General features: G+C 59.1%; 19 protein-coding genes and 1 pseudogene. 8 read left to right on the top strand and 12 right to left on the bottom strand.

The genetic code is table 11. The features are described from left to right. The first annotated feature begins 13 nt into the window (after positions 1-13). From ABTV22_RS07265 to ABTV22_RS07250, 4 genes are all read left to right on the top strand, one after another. Positions 14-1,030 (top strand): Bug family tripartite tricarboxylate transporter substrate binding protein, encoded by a 1,017-nt coding sequence (locus ABTV22_RS07265; RefSeq protein ID WP_433739224.1) that lies wholly within the window; start codon positions 14-16, stop codon positions 1,028-1,030. Between the two features lie 53 nt (positions 1,031-1,083). Next, positions 1,084-1,617 (top strand): tripartite tricarboxylate transporter TctB family protein, encoded by a 534-nt coding sequence (locus ABTV22_RS07260; RefSeq protein ID WP_433739223.1) that lies wholly within the window; start codon positions 1,084-1,086, stop codon positions 1,615-1,617. Further along, positions 1,614-3,143, top strand: coding sequence for a tripartite tricarboxylate transporter permease (locus ABTV22_RS07255; protein WP_433739222.1), 1,530 nt, complete (start codon positions 1,614-1,616; stop codon positions 3,141-3,143). The genes ABTV22_RS07260 and ABTV22_RS07255 overlap by 4 nt, the downstream gene beginning before the upstream one ends. 69 nt (positions 3,144-3,212) lie before the next feature. After that, positions 3,213-4,169 (top strand): LysR family transcriptional regulator, encoded by a 957-nt coding sequence (locus tag ABTV22_RS07250; RefSeq protein WP_433739221.1) that lies wholly within the window; start codon positions 3,213-3,215, stop codon positions 4,167-4,169. A 114-nt stretch (positions 4,170-4,283) separates the two neighbouring features. On the opposite strand, the gene ABTV22_RS07245 is transcribed toward ABTV22_RS07250, so the two are convergent. The 3 genes from ABTV22_RS07245 to cysK all read right to left on the bottom strand — a co-directional run bounded on the left by ABTV22_RS07245 (position 4,284) and on the right by cysK (position 7,764). Beyond that, a complete protein-coding gene (locus ABTV22_RS07245; protein WP_433739220.1) occupies positions 4,284-5,147 on the bottom strand; it encodes a DMT family transporter in 864 nt (287 codons plus the stop codon). A gap of 476 nt (positions 5,148-5,623) precedes the next feature. Continuing rightward, positions 5,624-6,562 (bottom strand): aspartyl/asparaginyl beta-hydroxylase domain-containing protein, encoded by a 939-nt coding sequence (locus ABTV22_RS07240; RefSeq protein WP_433739219.1) that lies wholly within the window; start codon positions 6,560-6,562, stop codon positions 5,624-5,626. 227 nt (positions 6,563-6,789) lie between these two features. Then, on the bottom strand, positions 6,790-7,764 hold the full coding sequence (gene cysK / locus ABTV22_RS07235) for a cysteine synthase A (RefSeq protein ID WP_433739218.1): 975 nt from the start codon (positions 7,762-7,764) through the stop codon (positions 6,790-6,792). Positions 7,765-7,892: 128 nt separating this feature from the next. Here cysK and ABTV22_RS07230 point away from each other — a divergent pair, with 128 nt between their 5' ends. Continuing rightward, complete coding sequence (locus ABTV22_RS07230) at positions 7,893-8,969, top strand: DUF748 domain-containing protein (protein ID WP_433739217.1); 1,077 nt, start codon at positions 7,893-7,895, stop codon at positions 8,967-8,969. Here the strand turns inward: ABTV22_RS07230 and ABTV22_RS07225 are convergent. Then, entirely contained in the window at positions 8,966-9,466 is a 501-nt protein-coding gene (locus ABTV22_RS07225) for a DUF2442 domain-containing protein (protein WP_433739216.1), read from the bottom strand. The genes ABTV22_RS07230 and ABTV22_RS07225 overlap by 4 nt on opposite strands. After that, positions 9,454-9,684, bottom strand: coding sequence for a DUF4160 domain-containing protein (locus ABTV22_RS07220; protein ID WP_433739215.1), 231 nt, complete (start codon positions 9,682-9,684; stop codon positions 9,454-9,456). The genes ABTV22_RS07225 and ABTV22_RS07220 overlap by 13 nt, the downstream gene beginning before the upstream one ends. Positions 9,685-9,887: 203 nt before the next feature. Here ABTV22_RS07220 and ABTV22_RS07215 point away from each other — a divergent pair, with 203 nt between their 5' ends. Both ABTV22_RS07215 and ABTV22_RS07210 read left to right on the top strand, forming a co-directional pair. After that, positions 9,888-10,733: an AAA family ATPase gene (locus ABTV22_RS07215; protein WP_433739214.1), complete on the top strand. Its 846-nt coding sequence runs from the start codon at positions 9,888-9,890 to the stop codon at positions 10,731-10,733. 13 nt (positions 10,734-10,746) lie between these two features. Beyond that, positions 10,747-11,925 carry a vWA domain-containing protein gene (locus ABTV22_RS07210; protein ID WP_433739213.1) on the top strand — a complete coding sequence of 393 codons (1,179 nt, stop codon included), beginning with the start codon at positions 10,747-10,749 and terminating at the stop codon, positions 11,923-11,925. A 101-nt stretch (positions 11,926-12,026) separates the two neighbouring features. On the opposite strand, the pseudogene ABTV22_RS07205 reads toward ABTV22_RS07210, so the two are convergent. The 5 genes and pseudogenes from ABTV22_RS07205 to ABTV22_RS07185 all read right to left on the bottom strand — a co-directional run. Next, positions 12,027-12,179: pseudogene (locus tag ABTV22_RS07205) on the bottom strand (biotin-dependent carboxyltransferase family protein); the annotation flags it as partial. A 73-nt stretch (positions 12,180-12,252) separates the two neighbouring features. After that, positions 12,253-13,179: a biotin-dependent carboxyltransferase family protein gene (locus ABTV22_RS07200; protein ID WP_433739212.1), complete on the bottom strand. Its 927-nt coding sequence runs from the start codon at positions 13,177-13,179 to the stop codon at positions 12,253-12,255. Beyond that, positions 13,176-13,880 carry a 5-oxoprolinase subunit PxpB gene (pxpB, locus tag ABTV22_RS07195; RefSeq protein ID WP_433739211.1) on the bottom strand — a complete coding sequence of 235 codons (705 nt, stop codon included), beginning with the start codon at positions 13,878-13,880 and terminating at the stop codon, positions 13,176-13,178. The genes ABTV22_RS07200 and pxpB overlap by 4 nt, the downstream gene beginning before the upstream one ends. Next, the gene (locus ABTV22_RS07190) at positions 13,877-14,629 is read right to left on the bottom strand and encodes a 5-oxoprolinase subunit PxpA (RefSeq protein WP_433739210.1); all 753 of its coding nucleotides are present in this window, start codon (positions 14,627-14,629) and stop codon (positions 13,877-13,879) included. The genes pxpB and ABTV22_RS07190 overlap by 4 nt, the downstream gene beginning before the upstream one ends. Positions 14,630-14,703: 74 nt before the next feature. After that, on the bottom strand, positions 14,704-15,990 hold the full coding sequence (locus ABTV22_RS07185) for an MFS transporter (RefSeq protein ID WP_433739209.1): 1,287 nt from the start codon (positions 15,988-15,990) through the stop codon (positions 14,704-14,706). Positions 15,991-16,136: 146 nt separating this feature from the next. On the opposite strand from ABTV22_RS07185, the gene ABTV22_RS07180 reads away from it, so the two are divergent. Further along, positions 16,137-17,051 (top strand): LysR family transcriptional regulator, encoded by a 915-nt coding sequence (locus ABTV22_RS07180; RefSeq protein ID WP_433739208.1) that lies wholly within the window; start codon positions 16,137-16,139, stop codon positions 17,049-17,051. Between the two features lie 84 nt (positions 17,052-17,135). Here the strand turns inward: ABTV22_RS07180 and ABTV22_RS07175 are convergent, their stop codons facing one another. After that, on the bottom strand, positions 17,136-17,678 hold the full coding sequence (locus ABTV22_RS07175) for a DUF2937 family protein (protein WP_433739207.1): 543 nt from the start codon (positions 17,676-17,678) through the stop codon (positions 17,136-17,138). A 13-nt stretch (positions 17,679-17,691) separates the two neighbouring features. Then, positions 17,692-18,468: a class II glutamine amidotransferase gene (locus tag ABTV22_RS07170; protein WP_433739206.1), complete on the bottom strand. Its 777-nt coding sequence runs from the start codon at positions 18,466-18,468 to the stop codon at positions 17,692-17,694. Positions 18,469-18,494 lie beyond the last annotated feature (26 nt).

Below are 18,494 nucleotides of genomic sequence, written 5' to 3'. Positions count from 1 at the left end.
ACGAGGCCCTTCCATGCGAAATGCATTCGTCCGTCGCACATCCCGTCTGTTTCTTGGTTGCACCCTGCTCACCGCAGGCGCCCTCCCTACCCTCGCGCAGGCTGCCTGGCAGCCTGACAAGAACGTCGAAATCGTCGTCGCCGGTGGTCCTGGCGGTGGCACCGACCAGCTCGGTCGCCTGATCCAGTCGATCATCACCACCCACAAGCTGCTGGACGTCAACACCATCGTCCTCAACAAGGGCGGCGGCAACGGTGCCGAAGCCTTCCTCGACATGAAGATGAACAAGGGCGATGCCGAGAAGCTGGTGATCGGCACCAACAACATCTACCTGCTGCCACTGGTATCCAAACTCGGTTACCAATGGCAGGAACTGACGCCGATTGCCGCCGTGGCCGAGGATGACTTCATTCTCTGGAGCTACAAGGGTGCGCCGTGGAAAGACGCCAAGGGCTTCTATGACGCGGTCAAGGCCGACCCGTCGAACCTGCGCATGGGCGGCAGCCAGTCCAAGGACGTCGACCAGACTCTGACCCTGCTACTGAACCAGACCAACAACAGCAAACTGGTGTACATCCCCTTCAAGAGCGGCAGCGAAGCCGCGACCCAACTGGCCGGCAAGCACATCGCCGCCAACGTCAACAACCCCAGCGAGAGCATCAGCCAGTGGCGTGGCGATCAGGTCGAACCGCTCTGTGTGTTCAGCAAGGAGCGCATGGCCTACACCGAAAAAGTCGCCGGCGACAAAGCCTGGGCCGACGTTCCCACCTGCCACGAACAGGGCCTGGGTATCGATCAATACCGCTTCCCGCGCACCGTGTTCATGCCCGGCGACGTCAGCGCCGAGCAGCGCGCGTTCTACGTCGAGCTGATGCGCAAAGTCACCCAGACCGATGAGTTCAAGGCCTACGTGAAACAGAACGCGCTGGTACCGACCTTCCTCGAAGGTGAGCCGCTGACCGCCTACATCGAGCAGGACACCGCCCGTGTCACGCCGGTGTTCAAGGAAGCCGGCTGGCTGAAAAACTGACGCTGCCACGGCCGCTCGCTCGCGGGCGGCCGTCACCTGCTGGAGATTTTTTCATGTCCCATTCTTCGGATTCACCGGCGCTGGTCGGTACCCGTTGGGTCGAGCTTGGCCTGACGCTGTTCACCACTCTGATCGGCGTGGTGGTGATGTTCGGCAGCCTCGAACAAGGTATCGGCTGGGGCGATGCCGGCCCCGAGCCGGGCTACTTCCCCTTCTACATCGGCCTGTTGTTGAGTGCCGCGAGCGTAGCCAACGGCGTGCTGGCGTTGGTGCGCTGGCAAGCCTTGAGCGTTGCCTTCGTCAGTCGCAGTGCGTTCCGGCAAGTGATGTCGGTGTTCGTACCCATTGCGCTGTTCGTCGGCGCCATGCCGTTCACCGGCATCTACCTCGCCTCGGCAGCGTTCATCGCCTGGTTCATGTGGCGTGACCGGGTGCGAGCCAAACCTTATGGCAAGTGGATGATCGCCAGCGTGTCCTTCGGCGCGGTGCTCGCCAGTTACCTGATTTTCGCGCTGTGGTTCAAGGTCCCACTGGATGCAGGCCCCCTGGGCGACTGGATTGCCCTGGCCGGGAGGCACTTCAAATGAGCGAATTCGATTCCCTGCTGCAAGGCATGAACCTGATCCTTACTCCAGGCCATATCGGCCTGATGGTGGTCGGCGTGCTGCTGGGCATTCTGGTCGGCGTGTTACCCGGCCTCGGCGCCCCCAACGGCGTGGCGTTGCTGTTACCGCTGACGTTCACCATGTCACCGGTGTCGGCGATCATCTTACTGTCGTGCATGTATTGGGGGGCGTTGTTCGGCGGTTCGATCACCTCGATTCTGTTCAACATTCCCGGTGAACCCTCATCGGTGGCAACCACCTTCGACGGCTACCCGATGGCCCGCGAAGGCCGCGCCGCCGAAGCGCTGACTGCCGCGTTCAGTTCGGCGTTGATTGGTGCCCTGTGCGGCGTATTACTGCTGACATTCCTGTCGACCCGCATCGCCGAGTTCGCCATGTCCTTCAGTTCGCCGGAGTTCTTTGCGGTGTACCTGTTGGCGTTTTGTACCTTCATCGGCATGAGCAAGAACCCGCCGCTGAAAACCGTGGTGGCGATGATGATCGGTTTCGCCATGGCGGCGGTGGGCATGGACACGGTGTCCGGCAACCTGCGCCTGACCTTCGACCAGCCGATCCTGATGACGGGCATCAGCTTCGAAGTGGCGGTGATCGGTTTGTTCGGCATCGGCGAAATCCTCTGCACCGTCGAAGAAGGTCTGGTGTTCCGTGGCGAACATGCACGCATTACACCGATGGTGATCTTGCGGACCTGGGCCAAGCTGCCCCGCTACTGGTGGACCATTGTGCGTAGCACCCTGGTGGGCTGCTGGATGGGCATTACCCCCGGCGGGCCGACGGCGGCCTCGTTCATGAGCTACAGCCTGGCCCGTCGCTTCTCGAAGAACCGCGACAACTTCGGCAAGGGCGAAGTCGAAGGCGTGATCGCCCCGGAAACCGCCGACCACGCCGCCGGCACCAGCGCCCTGCTGCCGATGCTGACCCTGGGCATTCCCGGTTCGGCCACGGCGGCGGTGATGCTCGGCGGCCTGATGATCTGGGGCTTGCATCCCGGCCCGACGCTGTTCGTCGAGCAGCATGACTTTGTCTGGGGGCTGATTGCGAGCATGTACCTGGGCAACGTGGTGAGTCTGATCGTGGTGCTGGCCACCGTGCCGCTGTTCGCCTCGATCCTGCGCATTCCGTTCTCGATCATCGCGCCGATCATCATCATGGTCTGTGCCATCGGTGCGTACTCAGTGCACAACTCGTTCTTCGACGTGGTGCTGATGCTGGGCTTCGGTGCGCTGGGCTACCTGTTCAAAAAGCTCGGCTACCCCATCGCACCACTGGTATTGGCGGCGGTGTTGGGCGACAAGGCGGAAGATGCATTCCGTCAGTCGATGCTGTTTTCTGACGGGCACATCGGGATTTTCTGGTCCAACCCACTGGTGGGTAGCCTGACCACGGCGGCACTGCTGATGCTGTTCTGGCCGCTGATTTCCAAAGCCCTGCAATCACTGATGGGGCTGCGCAAATCCCCCGTCGCCAAAGCAAAATCGGTGCTGTGACACAGCAATGCTGGCAACGCCTGACATTTATTGTCAGGCTTGCCGCAGTCTTTCTTGCGAGCGCGGCCCATGACCCGAATTCCTGATGCCCGGATTCCTGATGCTAATGTGATCCACAGTCGCCTGCGTCTGCGCCAACTGCGGCTGATGCTGGCGTTGCAGGAATTCGGCTCGTTGCGCCGCGCTGCCGACCACATCGGCATGACGCAACCGGCGGCCACCAAAATGCTGCATGAGGCCGAGGACTTGCTCGGTGTCGAACTCTTCGAACGCCTGCCCCGGGGCATGCGTTCGACCCCGTTCGGGGAAACCGTCATCTACTACGCGCGCATGGTGTTTGCCGAACTCAGCGGCATGCGTGAGGAGCTGGTGGCGCTGGAGTCCGGCAACCTTGGCCGGGTCGCCGTCGGGGCCATTCCGGCGCTGGCGTCGGGCTTGTTGACCCGCACCATCGCCACTTTGAAACAGAGCCACCCACGCTTGTCCATGAGCATTCAGGTCGATACCAGCGACGTGCTGGTGCAGGCATTGTTGCAGGATCAACTGGATGTGGTGCTCGGGCGAATCCCGGTCGGGGCGCGGGCCGAAGAGTTGCTCTTCGACAGCCTCGGTGAAGAGGCCTTGTGCGTGATTTGTGGTGCGCAGAACCCATTGGCAAATGAAACACAACTGACCTGGGCTGAATTGCAGAATCAGACGTGGGTGCTGCAACAACACCCGAGCCCGATGCGCGCAATCATCAATCAGGTATTCCACAATGCGCGGGTCGATATCCCCAGCAGCATCGTCGAAACCACCTCGATCATGACCTTGCTCTCGTTGATCCAGCAGACCGACATGCTTGGCGTGACGCCGGTGTCGGTGGTCGAGGATTACCCGGGGCGTGATCTATTGGCGGTACTGCCGATCAAGTTTGAAGCACGACTGCCGCCGTACGGGTTGATCACCCGCCGTCATCGCATTCAATCGTCGGCGATGCAGGCGTTCATGAATTCGGTGCGGGCCGAGCATGCGCTAGCCAAATGAAAAAATCCTGTAGGAGCTGTCGAGTGCAACGAGGCTGCGATCTTTTGATTGTTAAATGCAAGATCAAAAGATCGCAGCCTCGTTGCACTCGACAGCTCCTACAGGGGGAAGCGTTTAGGCTGTTTTACGGAATACGAAGACCAAGCCGACGATGATCAACAACATGCCAAGCATGCTCAAGGTCGCCAATCGATTCCCGAAAATCAGGTAGTCCATCACCGCCGTCACCGCCGGCACCAGGTAGAACAGACTGGTGACATTCACCAGATTGCCCCGGGCGATCAAGCGATACAACAGCAAGGTCGCCAGCACCGACACCACCAGCCCCATCCACAACACCGGCAGAATAAAACCGCTGCTGTGCTCGAAATGAAATGGCTGGAACGGCACGAAGATCCCGCAAAGCAACAGTCCGGCCAGGTACTGCACCGGCAGCGTCCCGAGCGGATTGTCGGTGATGCGCTTCTGCATGATCGAGCCGAACGTCATGCTCGCCAGCGCCAGCAAACCGAAAAGCATCCCGGCCAGCGACATTCCGGCCAGGCCGATGCCCTGATAAACCACCATGATCAACCCGGCCAACCCCAGCGTCAGGCCAAACATCCGGCTGGCCGAGCGCTGCCGCTCCATAATCACCACCGTGAGAATCGGCTGCACGCCCATGATGGTCGCCATGACCCCCGGCGTAACTTTCAGGTCCAGGGCCAGCAGATAGAAAATCTGATAAGCCCCCAGCAACACCACCCCGGTGGCCATCGCGTACAGCATCGGTTTACCGCCCTTTGGCAACTTCAGCTTGAGCAACGGCACCAGCAACAACAAACCGCACAAGGCGATGACAAAGCGAATCAGCAGAAAGGCAAAGGGCGCCGCATGGGCCAACCCCCATTTGGAGAAAATCGCCCCGCTGCTCCACAGCAGGACGAACAGGCTCGTGGAAGCCGCCGCGAGCGCGGACTTTTGAGTAAGGACAAACATGAATACCACCTGTAGTCAGGCAAAGAGCCAACTCAGCCGAAGCTGAAATTCAGTAGTTTTTTCAGGCGGGTGCAGGAAATCAGCAGAAAAACGCTGATCAGCCCCGAACGCCAACGCCCGGCGGTGATACGACTGCGTACACCGACGTGCTACTGACAGGTGGAGGGTAATGACTGATCTGCACAGGCTGCTGATTCCCGCACGGCACGACGCCAGCGTTGACCGCTGAATCGACTACCGCGTTGATGTGGGATGCAGGCATGGGCTGATCTTTTGTAGAGGGATGAAAAAGTAAGTTCTGAGACTCACGGTGCGCCGACTATAACCAGCGTTCGACATGGATTGCAATAAGTTGAACGGCCTCCTGTAGGAGCGAGCCTGCTCGCGATGGTCTCAAGGATGCCGCGTTCACCCAGCACGTACGCGTTATCGTTAACGTCCATCGCGAGCAGGCTCGCTCCTACAGAGAATTTGCTTCAACCGAATAGCCAGTAGCCCAATAACGTCAGCACCGCCACTGCCAAAACCGGGCGCATTACACGGTAGGCTTTAGGGTTGCGCCGCTTCCATTGCTTGACCACACCACTGAACTTGTCACTGGAATTCTTGCTCCAGGCATAGGCCCGGTTGATCCCGCCCACCCTTTCCTCATCAAGGTTTTGTGGCGCGGTGGCGCGGCCTAGAAAAGCACTGATCGAGCGGTTGAGGCGAGTCATCAGGCGATTGTTCAGCGGCCGCTCGATATCGCAAAACAGGATAACCCTGGTTTTGTCGGTTTCGTTCTTGACCCAGTGCACATAGGTTTCATCGAACATGACATCTTCACCGTCACGCCAGGCGTAGACCTGACCATCGACGAAGATGCGGCAATCGTCGGAGTTAGGTGTGGACAAACCCAAGTGGTAACGCAGGGAGCCACCAAACGGATCACGGTGCGGATTGAGGTGGCTGCCACCCGGCAACAGCGCAAACATGGCGCCTTTGACATTGGGAATGCTGCTGACCAACTCTACGGTTTTCGGGCACAGAAGTTCGGCCGAAGGCAGCGGTTTGTCGTACCACTTGAGATAGAAACGCTTCCAGCCTTTCTTGAAGAACGAGCCAAATCCGGCATCGTTGTTCTTCTCCGCTGCGCGGATATAACCCTCGTCAAACAGGTGCATCGCTTCGTCGCGAATGACTTGCCAGTTGTCCTTGAGCACGTCCAGTTCGGGGAATTTGCTGCGGTCCAGATAGGGTTTGGAGGGTACACCGGAAAACAGGTACATCAATGCGTTGTAGGGTGCGAACAGGGCCGAATGGTTGACGAACTGCCGCAGGACCGGCAACCGCGCCTTGCCGCGTAAATGCACGTACAGCGTACTGCCGAGAAACAGCAGCAATAGCGAGGCTTTTGCGACAAAGGAAAACGTCATCAACAACTCCTTGGTAATAGACAGTTTGCACAACGCCATCATCCCGACGTCGTTTTCTGCATGATACCCACTGCCAACCCGGGGAAAAACCCGCCTGTCGCAACATTCAGTATTAAAGATTGCGTAATAAAACGCTTCTTAACATGCAATGCCTGAACGCAGGCTGACATGAATCAGCCCGGATGAAGAAGGCATCGCCTTCTCCACCTCCCTCTGTCTGCAAATCGTTACTGCTGATTCTCCTGTTCGGTGAACAGATCGCTGAACAGCATGCTCGACAGGTAACGCTCCCCGGAGTCCGGCAGAATCACCACAATTGTCTTGCCCTGCATTTCCGGGGTTTCGGCCAACCGGGCCGCCACCGCCATCGCCGCACCACAGGAGATGCCGCACAAAATCCCTTCTTCCTGCATCAGACGCAGGGCCATGGCCTTGGATTCCTCGTCGCTGACCAGTTCCACCCGGTCAACCATCGACAGATCCAGGTTCTTCGGTACAAAACCCGCGCCTATACCCTGGATCTTGTGCGGGCTCGGCTTGATCTCCTGACCAGCCAATGCCTGGGTGATTACCGGCGACACCGCCGGTTCCACCGCCACGGAGAGAATCGGTTTGCCCTGGGTATTCTTGATATACCGCGAAACGCCAGTGATGGTTCCACCGGTTCCGACGCCGGCCACCAGCACATCGATAGCGCCGTCGGTGTCGTTCCAGATTTCCGGGCCGGTGGTTTTTTCATGGATGGCAGGGTTGGCCGGGTTATCGAACTGCGCTGGCATGAAGTATCTGGACGGGTCGCTGGCGACGATTTCACCTGCCTTTTCGATCGCGCCCTTCATGCCCTTGGCCGGCTCGGTCAACACCAGTTCTGCCCCCAATGCCTTGAGCACTTTGCGTCGTTCGATGCTCATGGACGACGGCATGGTCAGCATCAGCTTATAGCCCCGGGCGGCAGCGACGAAGGCCAGACCGATACCGGTATTACCAGAGGTCGGCTCGACAATGGTCATGCCAGGCTTGAGTTTGCCGGTGCTTTCGGCGTCCCAGATCATGTTTGCGCCGATGCGGCATTTGACCGAATAACCTGGGTTGCGCCCTTCGATCTTGGCCAGGATGGTCACACCGCGCGGGGCGATACGGTTGATCTGCACCAGCGGCGTGTTGCCGATGGAGTGGGCGTTGTCAGCAAAAATACGACTCATGGCTGGGTCCTTGATACAGCATTCAATAAGCGCACAAAGGTAAGCCTGTTGCCCGTGGGCGTCCAGTCAGGTCGAACGTCCAGTTATCAGCGCAGTCAATGGCTTTAGATTGCCAGAGATTTGCCGCCATGAAACGTCGATACAGCTGGCCGTTATGGACCTTCGCCGGCCTCGTTGCACTGCTGATTGCCTTGCACTTAGCCCTGCCCTGGCTGGTGCGTGACTACCTCAATGACAAATTGGCGAACATGGGTGACTACCGCGGCCAGATCGCGGACGTGGACCTGGCCCTGTGGCGCGGCGCCTACAAAATCAACGGTCTGAAAATCGTCAAGGTCGATGGCAAGGTACCGGTACCTTTCGTCAATGCGCCGTTGATCGACCTTTCAGTCAGTTGGCACTCCCTCTGGCACGACCACGCAGTGGTGGCCAAGGTGCAGTTCATCAATCCCGAAATCAATTTCGTCGACGGCGGCGCCAATAAAAAGAACTCCCAGACAGGCGAAGGCACTGATTGGCGCGCCCAATTGGGAAAACTACTGCCCATCACTTTGAACGAAGTGCGGATCGATGACGGCAAGATCAGCTTTCGCAACTTCAATTCCAATCCCCCCGTGAACATGAATGCCACAAAAATCGACGCCAGCATTTACAACCTGACCAATGTGGTCGACAAAAAAGGCAAACGCGACGCTCGTTTCGAAGGCAAGGCGCTTCTACTGGGGCATGCACCACTTGAAACCAGCGCCACGTTCGACCCGCTGAGCAACTTCGAAGACTTCCAGTTTCGCCTAAGAGCCAGGGACATCGAGCTCAAACGCATGAACGACTTCGCGTCGGCCTATGGCAAGTTCGATTTCAATGCCGGCCATGGTGATGTGGTGATCGAAGCGCAAGCGCAAAAGGCCAAACTGACCGGTTACATCAAACCGCTACTGAGGGACGTCGACGTCTTCAATTGGCAACAGGACGTGGAAAACAAGGACAAGGGAATTTTCCGATCTATTTGGGAAGCCATCGTCGGCGGCTCCGAAACCGTGCTGAAAAACCAGGGCAAAAACCAGTTTGCCACTCGTGTCGAACTCAATGGCAACGTACACCGACAAGATATCAGCGCGTTCCAGGCGTTTTTGCAGATTTTGCGCAATGGTTTCATCGAGGCCTTCAATGCCCGCTATGAACAGCCGAAGCCGGATGCCGGTTAACGTTTGCGCGTGACGGTGTAGCGGCCGGTCTCTTCAGCTGCCCGTGGCGTTCTGGATTGCTGCTGCAGGAAGTCCCAGCCCAAGCAAGCCAGGGCCAGTGAGCGCGGCACGGCTTCTCGACCGCTGCTGTATCGGCTGATGCTACGGGCGCTCACTCCAAGCGCCTCTGCGGCCTGATTCAATGGCAATCCGGTACGAGCGCGCCAGTCGATGAAAATCCGGGTATTTTCGTCCGACGCGTTTTGCGCCAGCGCATCCAGATACAGGGTGTCGGCGCCGATCTGGATATCCTGTTCAGGCCATTCGACACTCCAGCCATCATCGCCCAGTACCGCGCCGTCAAAGGCACTACCCAGGAGTGGTTGTAACCCTGGAAAGGCCAACAGGTCGCGGCTCAGGTCAAGGGTCAGCTGTTGACCATCGATAAACGTCAACGCCAAGTGATAGTCCGGTAACACCCGCACTGCCGATAGCCGCGGTCGCTTCATGGGTAACATCGTTTCCACTCCTCCAGCAATTGCGCCTGATGGGCCCTTACCCATTCCAACGCTTCCCTGATAATCAACGGTGGTGCCTTGCCCACCATCACCTCGATGGTTTCAAGGCTGAGCATGACATCCAGCCCACCACCGGTCAGGTGAACATGGGGTGGCGGATGATCTTTCTCACGCAACTGAATGCGATATGTATCTCGAAATCGATATTTAGTAGACATGCCTCGCAAGCTATCGCCAATATGGCGATAGCTCAATGCTGGCCCAGCGCCGAGACTGAGTCAAGATGTGACGCTCCATTCAGAGACTGAATAAGCCGTCTGCGTTCACAGTCGACCGGGCAGCGCGTTATAGTCGAGGCTGACCATTTATTGCGCCCCGCCCTGCCTCGTTCAGGTCGGCATTTTCGTTCGAGGATTAGCAAATGAAGTTCGAAGGCACCCAGGCCTACGTCGCCACCGATGACCTGAAGCTGGCGGTCAACGCCGCCATCACCCTGGAGCGGCCGTTGCTGGTCAAGGGCGAACCGGGCACCGGCAAGACCATGCTCGCCGAGCAACTGGCCGAATCCTTTGGCGCCAAGCTGATCACCTGGCACATCAAATCCACCACCAAGGCCCATCAAGGCCTCTACGAGTACGACGCCGTCAGCCGTCTGCGCGATTCGCAACTGGGCGTGGACAAGGTCCATGACGTGCGCAACTACCTGAAGAAAGGCAAGCTTTGGGAAGCCTTCGAGTCCGACGAGCGGGTCATTCTGCTGATCGATGAAATCGACAAGGCCGACATCGAGTTCCCCAACGACCTGCTGCAAGAACTCGACAAGATGGAGTTCTACGTTTACGAGATCGACGAGACGATCAAGGCCAAGAAACGCCCGATCATCATCATTACCTCGAACAACGAAAAAGAACTGCCGGACGCCTTCCTGCGCCGCTGCTTCTTCCACTACATCGCCTTCCCCGATCGCACTACCCTGCAGAAAATCGTCGACGTCCACTACCCGGACATCAAGAAAGACCTGGTCAGTGAAGCGCTGGACGTGTTCTTCGACGTGCGCAAGGTGCCGGGCCTGAAGAAGAAGCCCTCGACCTCCGAGCTGGTGGACTGGTTGAAGCTGTTGATGGCCGACAATATTGGCGAAGCGGTGCTGCGTGAACGCGATCCGACCAAGGCCATCCCACCGCTGGCGGGTGCTCTGGTGAAGAACGAACAGGACGTGCAATTGCTCGAGCGTCTGGCATTCATGAGCCGTCGCGGTACTCGCTAAGAGGCTGATCGCCATGTTGCTCAACCTGTTCAATGAAATGCGCGCCGCCAAGGTCCCGGTCTCGGTGCGCGAGCTGCTGGACCTGATCAACGCGCTGAAACAGCGCGTGACCTTCGCCGACATGGACGAGTTTTACTACTTGTCCCGGGCGATCCTGGTGAAGGACGAACGGCATTTCGATAAGTTCGACCGGGCGTTTGGGGCCTACTTCAATGGCCTGGAAAAACTCGACGACCATTTGCAGGCGCTGATTCCGGAAGACTGGCTGCGCAAGGAATTCGAACGCTCCCTGACCGATGAAGAGCGGGCAGCGATCCAGTCCCTCGGTGGCCTGGACAAGCTGATCGAAGAGTTCAAGAAACGCCTGGAAGAACAGAAGGAACGCCACGCCGGCGGTAACAAGTGGATCGGCACTGGTGGTACCAGCCCGTTCGGTTCCGGCGGTTTCAATCCCGAAGGGATTCGAGTCGGCGATGCCGGCAAACGCCAGGGCAGAGCGGTCAAGGTGTGGGACCAGCGCGAGTACAAGAACCTCGATGACTCCGTGGAGCTGGGCACGCGCAACATCAAGGTCGCCCTGCGCCGTCTGCGCAAGTTCGCCCGCCAAGGTGCGGCGGAGGAGCTGGACATCGATGGCACCATCGACCACACCGCCAAGGATGCCGGGCTGCTGAATATCCAAATGCGACCGGAGCGGCGCAACACCGTGAAGTTGTTGCTGCTGTTCGACATCGGCGGCTCGATGGATGCTCATGTGAAAATCTGCGAGGAACTGTTCTCGGCCTGCAAGACCGAGTTCAAGCACCTGGAGTACTTCTACTTCCACAACTTCATTTATGAGTCGGTGTGGAAGAACAACATGCGCCGCACGTCCGAGCGCACCTCAACCATGGACCTGCTGCACAAGTACGGTGCTGACTACAAAGTGATCTTCATCGGTGACGCCGCCATGGCGCCCTACGAAATCACCCAGCCGGGCGGCAGCGTCGAGCATTGGAACGAAGAAGCCGGTTACGTGTGGATGCAGCGTTTCAAGGAGAAGTACAAGAAACTCATCTGGATCAACCCGTACCCGAAAGACACCTGGGGCTATACCTCGTCGACCAACATTGTTCGGGATTTGATCGAGGATCAGATGTATCCGCTGACATTGCGGGGATTAGAGGAAGGGATGCGGTTTCTGTCCAAATAGTCCTCATTGACTGGACTGACGCCATCGCGGGCAAGCCTCGCTCCTACGGGTCGTGTGTAAACCCTGTAGGAGCGAGGCTTGCCCGCGATGCTTTTAACGGTTCAAAACCGCTGCAAATACTCGACCTGCTCCCGATGCGCCACTTCCTGCACCACCGGCCGCAACCGCACCTGCGTCCCCGGCAGGCACTGTGCCAACCGGGCCAGCGCCAACGGCGTCAACGCCCCCAAGCGCGGATAACCGCCAATGCTGACGCCATCGCGGGCAAGCCTCGCTCCTACGGGTCGTGTGTAAATCCTGTAGGAGCGAGGCTTGCCCGCGATGCTTTTAGCGGTTTAAAAACCGCTGCAAATACTCGACCTGCTCCTGATGCGCCACTTCCTGCACCACCGGCCGCAACCGCACCTGCGTCCCCGGCAAGCACTGCGCCAACCGGGCCAGCGCCAACGGCGTCAACGCCCCCAAGCGCGGATAACCGCCAATGGTCTGCCGGTCATTGAGCAACACAATCGGCTGCCCATCCGGTGGCACCTGGACCGCGCCCAGCGGGATACCTTCGGAAATCATCGGCTTGCCCAGGTACTGCAACGCCGTACCCAGCAGGCGAATACCCATCCGGTCGGCGCGACTGTCGAGGCTCCACACGCTGTTGAACGCATCGAACAGGCTTTGCCCGCTGAACTCGCCGATTTGGGCACCCAGCACCAGGTCCAAAGGTGCATTGAGGCTCAAGTCCGGTCGCTGTTGCGCCGTCAACTCTCGCAGCAAAATCACGCAATTGCCCGAATAGCTCAAGCAGGCACCTTTACTCAACGCACGCCCCATGCCATCCAGCCCGCCCAGTTCTTCACGAACCACCGTCGCGCTGCTGCCCAATACCTTGGGTGCATCAAACCCGCCCGGTGCGGCCAGGTAAGCGCGAGCGCCGAGTATCGGCTGGGTGAATTGCAGACGTTGACCTTTGCGCAGCCGGAAACTGCGCCACGGTGCCAGCGCCTCGCCGTCCACCTGTGCGCCCAGATCCGCCCCAGACAGCGCCAGCACGCAATCCTCGTCAGCCACCACGGTGAAACCGCCCAGGGTGATTTCGACGACAGGCGCATCCAGCCCGTTACCCAGCAACCAGTTGGCCCAGGACATCGACCGCCAATCCAGTCCGCCGCCCTGGGTCACACCCAGATGGCGCACGCCGAATCGACCGGCGTCCTGCAACAGGCACAGCGGTGTACTGGCTTCAATCGTCAGTCGGCTCATGCCAGGGCCTCCAGAGGTGTGTCGTCACCGCCCAAATTGATGAACTCGGCATGACCGACCGCTTCGAAACGCACGGTGTCGCCCGGTTGCATCAGGCTGTAGCCATCACGGTTGCGGTCGAACAATTTGGCCGGGGTGCGGCCGATCAGGTTCCAGCCACCCGGCGATACCACCGGATAAGCCGCCGTCTGCCGTTCGGCAATGCCGACACTGCCGGCGGCGACTTTCTTGCGCGGCGTGCTCAGCCGCGGCGCGGCGAGCACTTCTTCCACCAGTCCCATAAAAGCGAATCCTGGGGCGAAGCCCAAGGCGAATACTTGATATTCACGCTCGCTGTGACGGCGGATCACCTCTTCCACCGCCAGTCCACTGCGCTGCGATAGCAGGGTCAACTCCGGGCCGACACTCAAGTCATACCACACCGGCAACACATGACAGGTGCCGCGAGTACGTGCGTTAGGGGACAGGTCAATCAACGCTTCGGCGATCAATTCCCGGGCCTGGGCCGGGTTCAACGCAATCAGGTCGTAATGCACCATCAAGGTCGTGTAGGACGGCACCAGGTCGATCAGGTGTTCGCCGAACGCTGCCCGCAGGCTTTCGCTGGCCGCCAGCATCCAAGGCATGTTGGCCTCGGCGATTTCATCGAACAGGCGCACCATCAGGCAATCGAGCGCCACCACTTCCACCCGCAGCTTCATGACGCGCCCTGCTCATTCAAGGCTTGGCGGATACGTTGCACGGCCGCCACCGAACTGGCGTTATCGCCGTGCACGCACAGGGTGTTGGCCTGCAAATGCAAGGCACTGCCGTCGCTGGCCGTCAGGTGATCACCACGGGCGATGATCAACGCCTGCTCAATGATTTTCTCCGGTTCGTGATGCACCGCCCCCGGCAGGCTTCGCGAAACCAGCCGGCCGGCGCTGTCGTAGGCACGATCGGCAAAAGCTTCGAACCACAGGGTCACGCCGTACTCAGCGCCTAATTGCTGTGCGGCGCTGTTGTCGCGGGTGGCCATCAACATCAACGGCAAGCTACGGTCGTAGGCGGCCACGGCCTGCAGCACCGCACGCAACTGCGCCGGATTGGCCATCATGTCGTTGTACATCGCGCCGTGGGGTTTGACGTAACTGACCCGACCGCCCTGAGCCCGGCAGATGCCGTCGAGGGCGCCGATCTGGTAATGCAGGATGTCCTGGAGTTCCTGGGCGGCGTAGGTCATGGAACGACGGCCGAACCCCACCAAGTCCTGATAGGCCGGATGCGCGCCGATTTGCACGCCGTGACTGAGGGCCAGGCTGACGGTCTTGCGCATGATGCTCGGGTCGCCGGCATGGAAACCGCAGGCGATGTTGGCGCAATCGATAAAGGGCATGACCTCAGCGTCCAGACCCATGTTCCAGTTGCCGAAACTCTCGCCGATGTCGCAGTTCAATAGCAGGCGGCTCACGATGAACACTCCTGTAGGTTTTATTCTTTTTTTGCTGCGGGACATATCCGTAGGACACTCCCGCAGGTTATCAGTTACTGGGCGTCGAGTTGTTTGCCGCGGGTTTCCGGCAGGCTCAGGGCGGCGAGGATAACCACGCCGTAGGACACCGCCGCAAAGGAACCGATACCCACGCTAAGCGGCACGGTCTGGCTGAGCAGGCCGATCAACAGCGGGAACAAGGCCGCCAGCGCCCGACCGATGTTGTAGCAAAAGCCCTGGCCCGAACCGCGAATGCGCGTGGGGAACAACTCCGTCAGGAACGCGCCCATGCCACTGAAAATTCCCGAGGAGAAGAAGCCCAGTGGAAAGCCCAGCCACAGCATCACATCATTACTGACCGGCATCTGGGTGTAGAGCAAGACGATAGTGAACGAACCCACCGCGAACAGGATGAAGTTCTTTTTTCGGCCGAGGATGTCGGTCAAATAAGCGCTGATGACGTAGCCGACGTAGGAACCGATGATCACCATCGCCAGATAACCGCCGGTGCCCAGTACGCTCAATCCGCGCTCGTTCTTCAGGAAGGTCGGCAGCCAGGAGGTGATCGCGTAATAACCACCCAGCGCCCCGGTGGTCAGCAACGAAGCGCGAATCGTGGTGAAGAGCATGCCAGGAGCGAAAATCTCGTAGAACTTCGAGGGATTGCTGGGCGCTTCCTTGGCTTTGGCTTGACGGTAGATTTCCGGGTCTTTGACCAGACGACGGACGAAGATGACGAAAATCGCCGGCACGATGCCGAGAATGAACAGTGCGCGCCAAGCGTCTTCCGGTGGCAGCACCGAGAACAGCAACGCATAGAGGATCGCCGTCAGACCCCAGCCCAATGCCCAGCCGGACTGGACCATGCCCACCGCCTTGCCGCGGTCCTTGGCCCGAATCACTTCACCGATCAGCACTGCACCAGCGGTCCACTCGCCACCAAAGCCGAAACCCATCAGGGTGCGCGCGATCAGCAGTTGTTCGTAGCTCTGGGCAAAACCGCAGAGAAAGGTGAAGAAGGCAAACCACAGCACTGTCAGTTGCAGCGTACGAACGCGGCCGATGCGATCAGAGAGAATTCCTGCGACCCAGCCACCAATGGCCGAGGCGATCAGCGTGCTGGTGTGAATCAGTCCGGCCTGGCCGGTGGTGATGCCCCACATGGCAATCAGGGTCGGCACCACGAAGCTGAGCATCTGGGTATCCATGCCGTCCAGGCCATAGCCAATCTTGCAGCTCCAGAAGGTGCGGCGTTCCTGTTGATTGATGTTGCGATACCAGTCGAAAGGTCCCGGGCGAGCCGTGGCTTTCGGAATGGCGGTCGTGTCGGGCGCACTCATGGCAAATCTCCGCGCTGATTTTATTGGTATTGTTCTGAGCCCCGACGACGCCTATCGTGGGAACCGGATGGCCTGATTCTTGGGCGCACCGCCCTGTCGCGTCCAACTAATAAAACCCCGCCTTAGGCATAAGAAATTTTTATCCCATGAACCTGAAGTTTCTCGAGACCTTTGTCTGGGTCGCCCGACTCAAGAGTTTTCGTCTCACCGCCGACAAGCTTTTCACCACCCAGGCATCGATTTCCAGCCGCATCGCCGTGCTCGAAGGCGAGCTCGGCGTGAAGCTGTTTCTGCGCGACTCCCGAGGCGTGAGCCTGACGCCCGAAGGCTTGAAGGTGCTCGATTACGCCGAGCAGATGATGGACACCATGCAGGCGCTCAAGCAGTCGATCGAAACCCGTTCGAGCAAGGCCGGACGCGTGCGCATTGGCGTGATGGATACGGTCATCCACACCTGGCTGAGCCCGTTGGTCGCGCAGATGACCGATCACTACCCCTTGGTGGAGATCGAGCTGGTTGCCGATACCTCGCTGAACCTCTGCGATCAGCTGCAAAAAGGCTTTCTCGATGTGATCTTGCAAACCGATCTGTTGCGCCAGGAAAGTGTGCGCAGCCTGGAACTGGCCAGCCACCCCATGGGCTGGATCGTCGCCAGCAATTCCCTGTACAACCGTGAGTATTCAGGTGTTGCCGATCTGGCGAACGAGCGGATCATTACCTATTCGAAAAACTCCCATCCGCACCAGGAAGTGCTCGCCCTGATGCAGGCCAACGGCGTGATGGCGCCCAGGCTCAACTGCGTGAATTCAGTGTCGGCGATTACTCGATTGTTACGCGACGGGTTCGGCATCGGAGCCCTGCCGCCAGTGCTGGTGGCCGAGGAGTTGGCGCGCGGAGAATTGACGTTGCTGGCCATCGACCAACGCCCACCGAACCTGCAAGTGGTGGTGTCGTGGCGGGTGGGTGTGGAATGGGTCGAGGAGATTGTGGCGTTGTGTCAGCAGGTGCTGGAGGGGTATGCGCGTCAGGTGGGTGAGCACTACATCGTTTTAAATCGCTGAAAATCAAAAGATCGCAGCCTGCGGCAGCTCCTACATTGGAATGCGATTTCCTGTAGGAGCTGCCGAAGGCTGCGATCTTTTTTCTTAAAGCCCGCGCAAATCCCGCTCTTCGATCGGCCGGCTCTGGCGCAGGCGTTTGCCGCCCAGTACCACCCAGTCGATCAATCGGAACAGGCATTCCAGGCCAAACGACAGCAGCATCGCACCGCTCATGCCCCAGATCATCGCCTCTGGCGTCAACAGGATCTGGTAGCTGTAGCCATTCCAGGTTTCCTTGCGAATGTCCGGATCGGCGGCCAGCACCACTTGCAGGAAGCGGATGTACCACGGGCCCTGCATGGCCTGAAACTGCTTGTCCAACGCCAGTTGACGGGTCAACAGGTTGTTCAGGCTCTCGGCGTCGCTGCGAAAGATCGGGTCTTCGCTGGCTCGGTAGTGGGCCACCAATGCCTGCATGTCACCTTTGAAGAACTGATTGGCCGTGCCTTGAAACCCACTCAACCCGGCCTGCGCTTCAATCAGGTGCGCTTCAACCCGCTTGGCGTAATCGTTGATGAACCCGGGCACCTGGACACCGATCAACAGGCCCGCCGCAAACAACACCAGCCGTAGATAACTGAGCAACATGGGGAATAGATCCTTATTCGGTCCTGCCCTGACTGACGCATTCACCGCGCCGCCACAGGCTCCATTGGCCCGGCTCGTAGCGGGTCCAGGTTTCGTTTTCGGTCAAGGGTTCGGTGGCGATCACCGTGACCACGTCGTTGGGCGTGGTTTCAGCCTGGAAATCGACGATCACATCGACGTCCTTCAAGCGCGCCGGGCCGAAGGGAGCACGACGGGTAATCTGCGCCAGCTTGGTCGAGCAATAGCAGAACAGCCAGTCGCCATCACTGAGCAGGCAGTTGAACACGCCTTTGCTGCGATATTCGGCGCAGGCAGCCACCAGATCTGGCAGCAGTTCTTCGACCTCCACCGGCTCGGGGAACGCTGCACGAACACGGTTGAGCAAATCGCAGAACGCCGCTTCGCTGTCGGTATCTCCAACGGGACGGTAAAAGCTGGCGGTTGGCTGGAAGTTCGCCAATTGGCCGTTATGGGCGAAACACCAGTTGCGGCCCCACAACTCACGGACGAACGGATGGGTGTTGGATAAACAGACTTTGCCGACGTTGGCCTGGCGTATGTGGCCGATCACCACTTCGCTCTTGATCGGGTAGCGTTGCACCAGGTTCGCGACTTCCGACTCGCAACTCGCCGCCGGGTCCTGAAACAGGCGCAAGCCCCGGCCTTCGTAGAACGCGATGCCCCACCCGTCCCGGTGCGGACCGGTGCGCCCGCCACGCTGCATCAGACCAGTGAAGCTGAACACGATATCGGTCGGGACATTGGCGCTCATGCCCAATAACTCACACATGCTTGGACTCTCGCTCGATGGCAGCG

It is taken from the genome of Pseudomonas putida (assembly GCF_050990305.1).
In the GTDB taxonomy this organism is placed as follows: Bacteria; Pseudomonadota; Gammaproteobacteria; order Pseudomonadales; family Pseudomonadaceae; genus Aquipseudomonas; species Aquipseudomonas putida_AH.
This window is presented reverse-complemented; position numbering and strand designations above follow the sequence as displayed.

Coding starts and splice junctions, on each gene's coding strand:
- ABTV22_RS07230 (WP_433739217.1), top strand. CDS start 7,893: ATGAAACGTCGATACAGCTGGCCGTTATGGACCTTCGCCGGCCTCGTT.
- ABTV22_RS07215 (WP_433739214.1), top strand. CDS start 9,888: ATGAAGTTCGAAGGCACCCAGGCCTACGTCGCCACCGATGACCTGAAG.
- ABTV22_RS07220 (WP_433739215.1), bottom strand. CDS start 9,684: ATGTCTACTAAATATCGATTTCGAGATACATATCGCATTCAGTTGCGT.
- ABTV22_RS07245 (WP_433739220.1), bottom strand. CDS start 5,147: ATGTTTGTCCTTACTCAAAAGTCCGCGCTCGCGGCGGCTTCCACGAGC.
- ABTV22_RS07175 (WP_433739207.1), bottom strand. CDS start 17,678: ATGTTGCTCAGTTATCTACGGCTGGTGTTGTTTGCGGCGGGCCTGTTG.
- ABTV22_RS07265 (WP_433739224.1), top strand. CDS start 14: ATGCGAAATGCATTCGTCCGTCGCACATCCCGTCTGTTTCTTGGTTGC.
- ABTV22_RS07185 (WP_433739209.1), bottom strand. CDS start 15,990: ATGAGTGCGCCCGACACGACCGCCATTCCGAAAGCCACGGCTCGCCCG.
- ABTV22_RS07255 (WP_433739222.1), top strand. CDS start 1,614: ATGAGCGAATTCGATTCCCTGCTGCAAGGCATGAACCTGATCCTTACT.
- ABTV22_RS07170 (WP_433739206.1), bottom strand. CDS start 18,468: ATGTGTGAGTTATTGGGCATGAGCGCCAATGTCCCGACCGATATCGTG.
- ABTV22_RS07240 (WP_433739219.1), bottom strand. CDS start 6,562: ATGACGTTTTCCTTTGTCGCAAAAGCCTCGCTATTGCTGCTGTTTCTC.
- ABTV22_RS07180 (WP_433739208.1), top strand. CDS start 16,137: ATGAACCTGAAGTTTCTCGAGACCTTTGTCTGGGTCGCCCGACTCAAG.
- ABTV22_RS07225 (WP_433739216.1), bottom strand. CDS start 9,466: ATGTTACCCATGAAGCGACCGCGGCTATCGGCAGTGCGGGTGTTACCG.
- ABTV22_RS07210 (WP_433739213.1), top strand. CDS start 10,747: ATGTTGCTCAACCTGTTCAATGAAATGCGCGCCGCCAAGGTCCCGGTC.
- ABTV22_RS07200 (WP_433739212.1), bottom strand. CDS start 13,179: ATGAGCCGACTGACGATTGAAGCCAGTACACCGCTGTGCCTGTTGCAG.
- cysK (WP_433739218.1), bottom strand. CDS start 7,764: ATGAGTCGTATTTTTGCTGACAACGCCCACTCCATCGGCAACACGCCG.
- pxpB (WP_433739211.1), bottom strand. CDS start 13,880: ATGAAGCTGCGGGTGGAAGTGGTGGCGCTCGATTGCCTGATGGTGCGC.
- ABTV22_RS07250 (WP_433739221.1), top strand. CDS start 3,213: ATGACCCGAATTCCTGATGCCCGGATTCCTGATGCTAATGTGATCCAC.
- ABTV22_RS07260 (WP_433739223.1), top strand. CDS start 1,084: ATGTCCCATTCTTCGGATTCACCGGCGCTGGTCGGTACCCGTTGGGTC.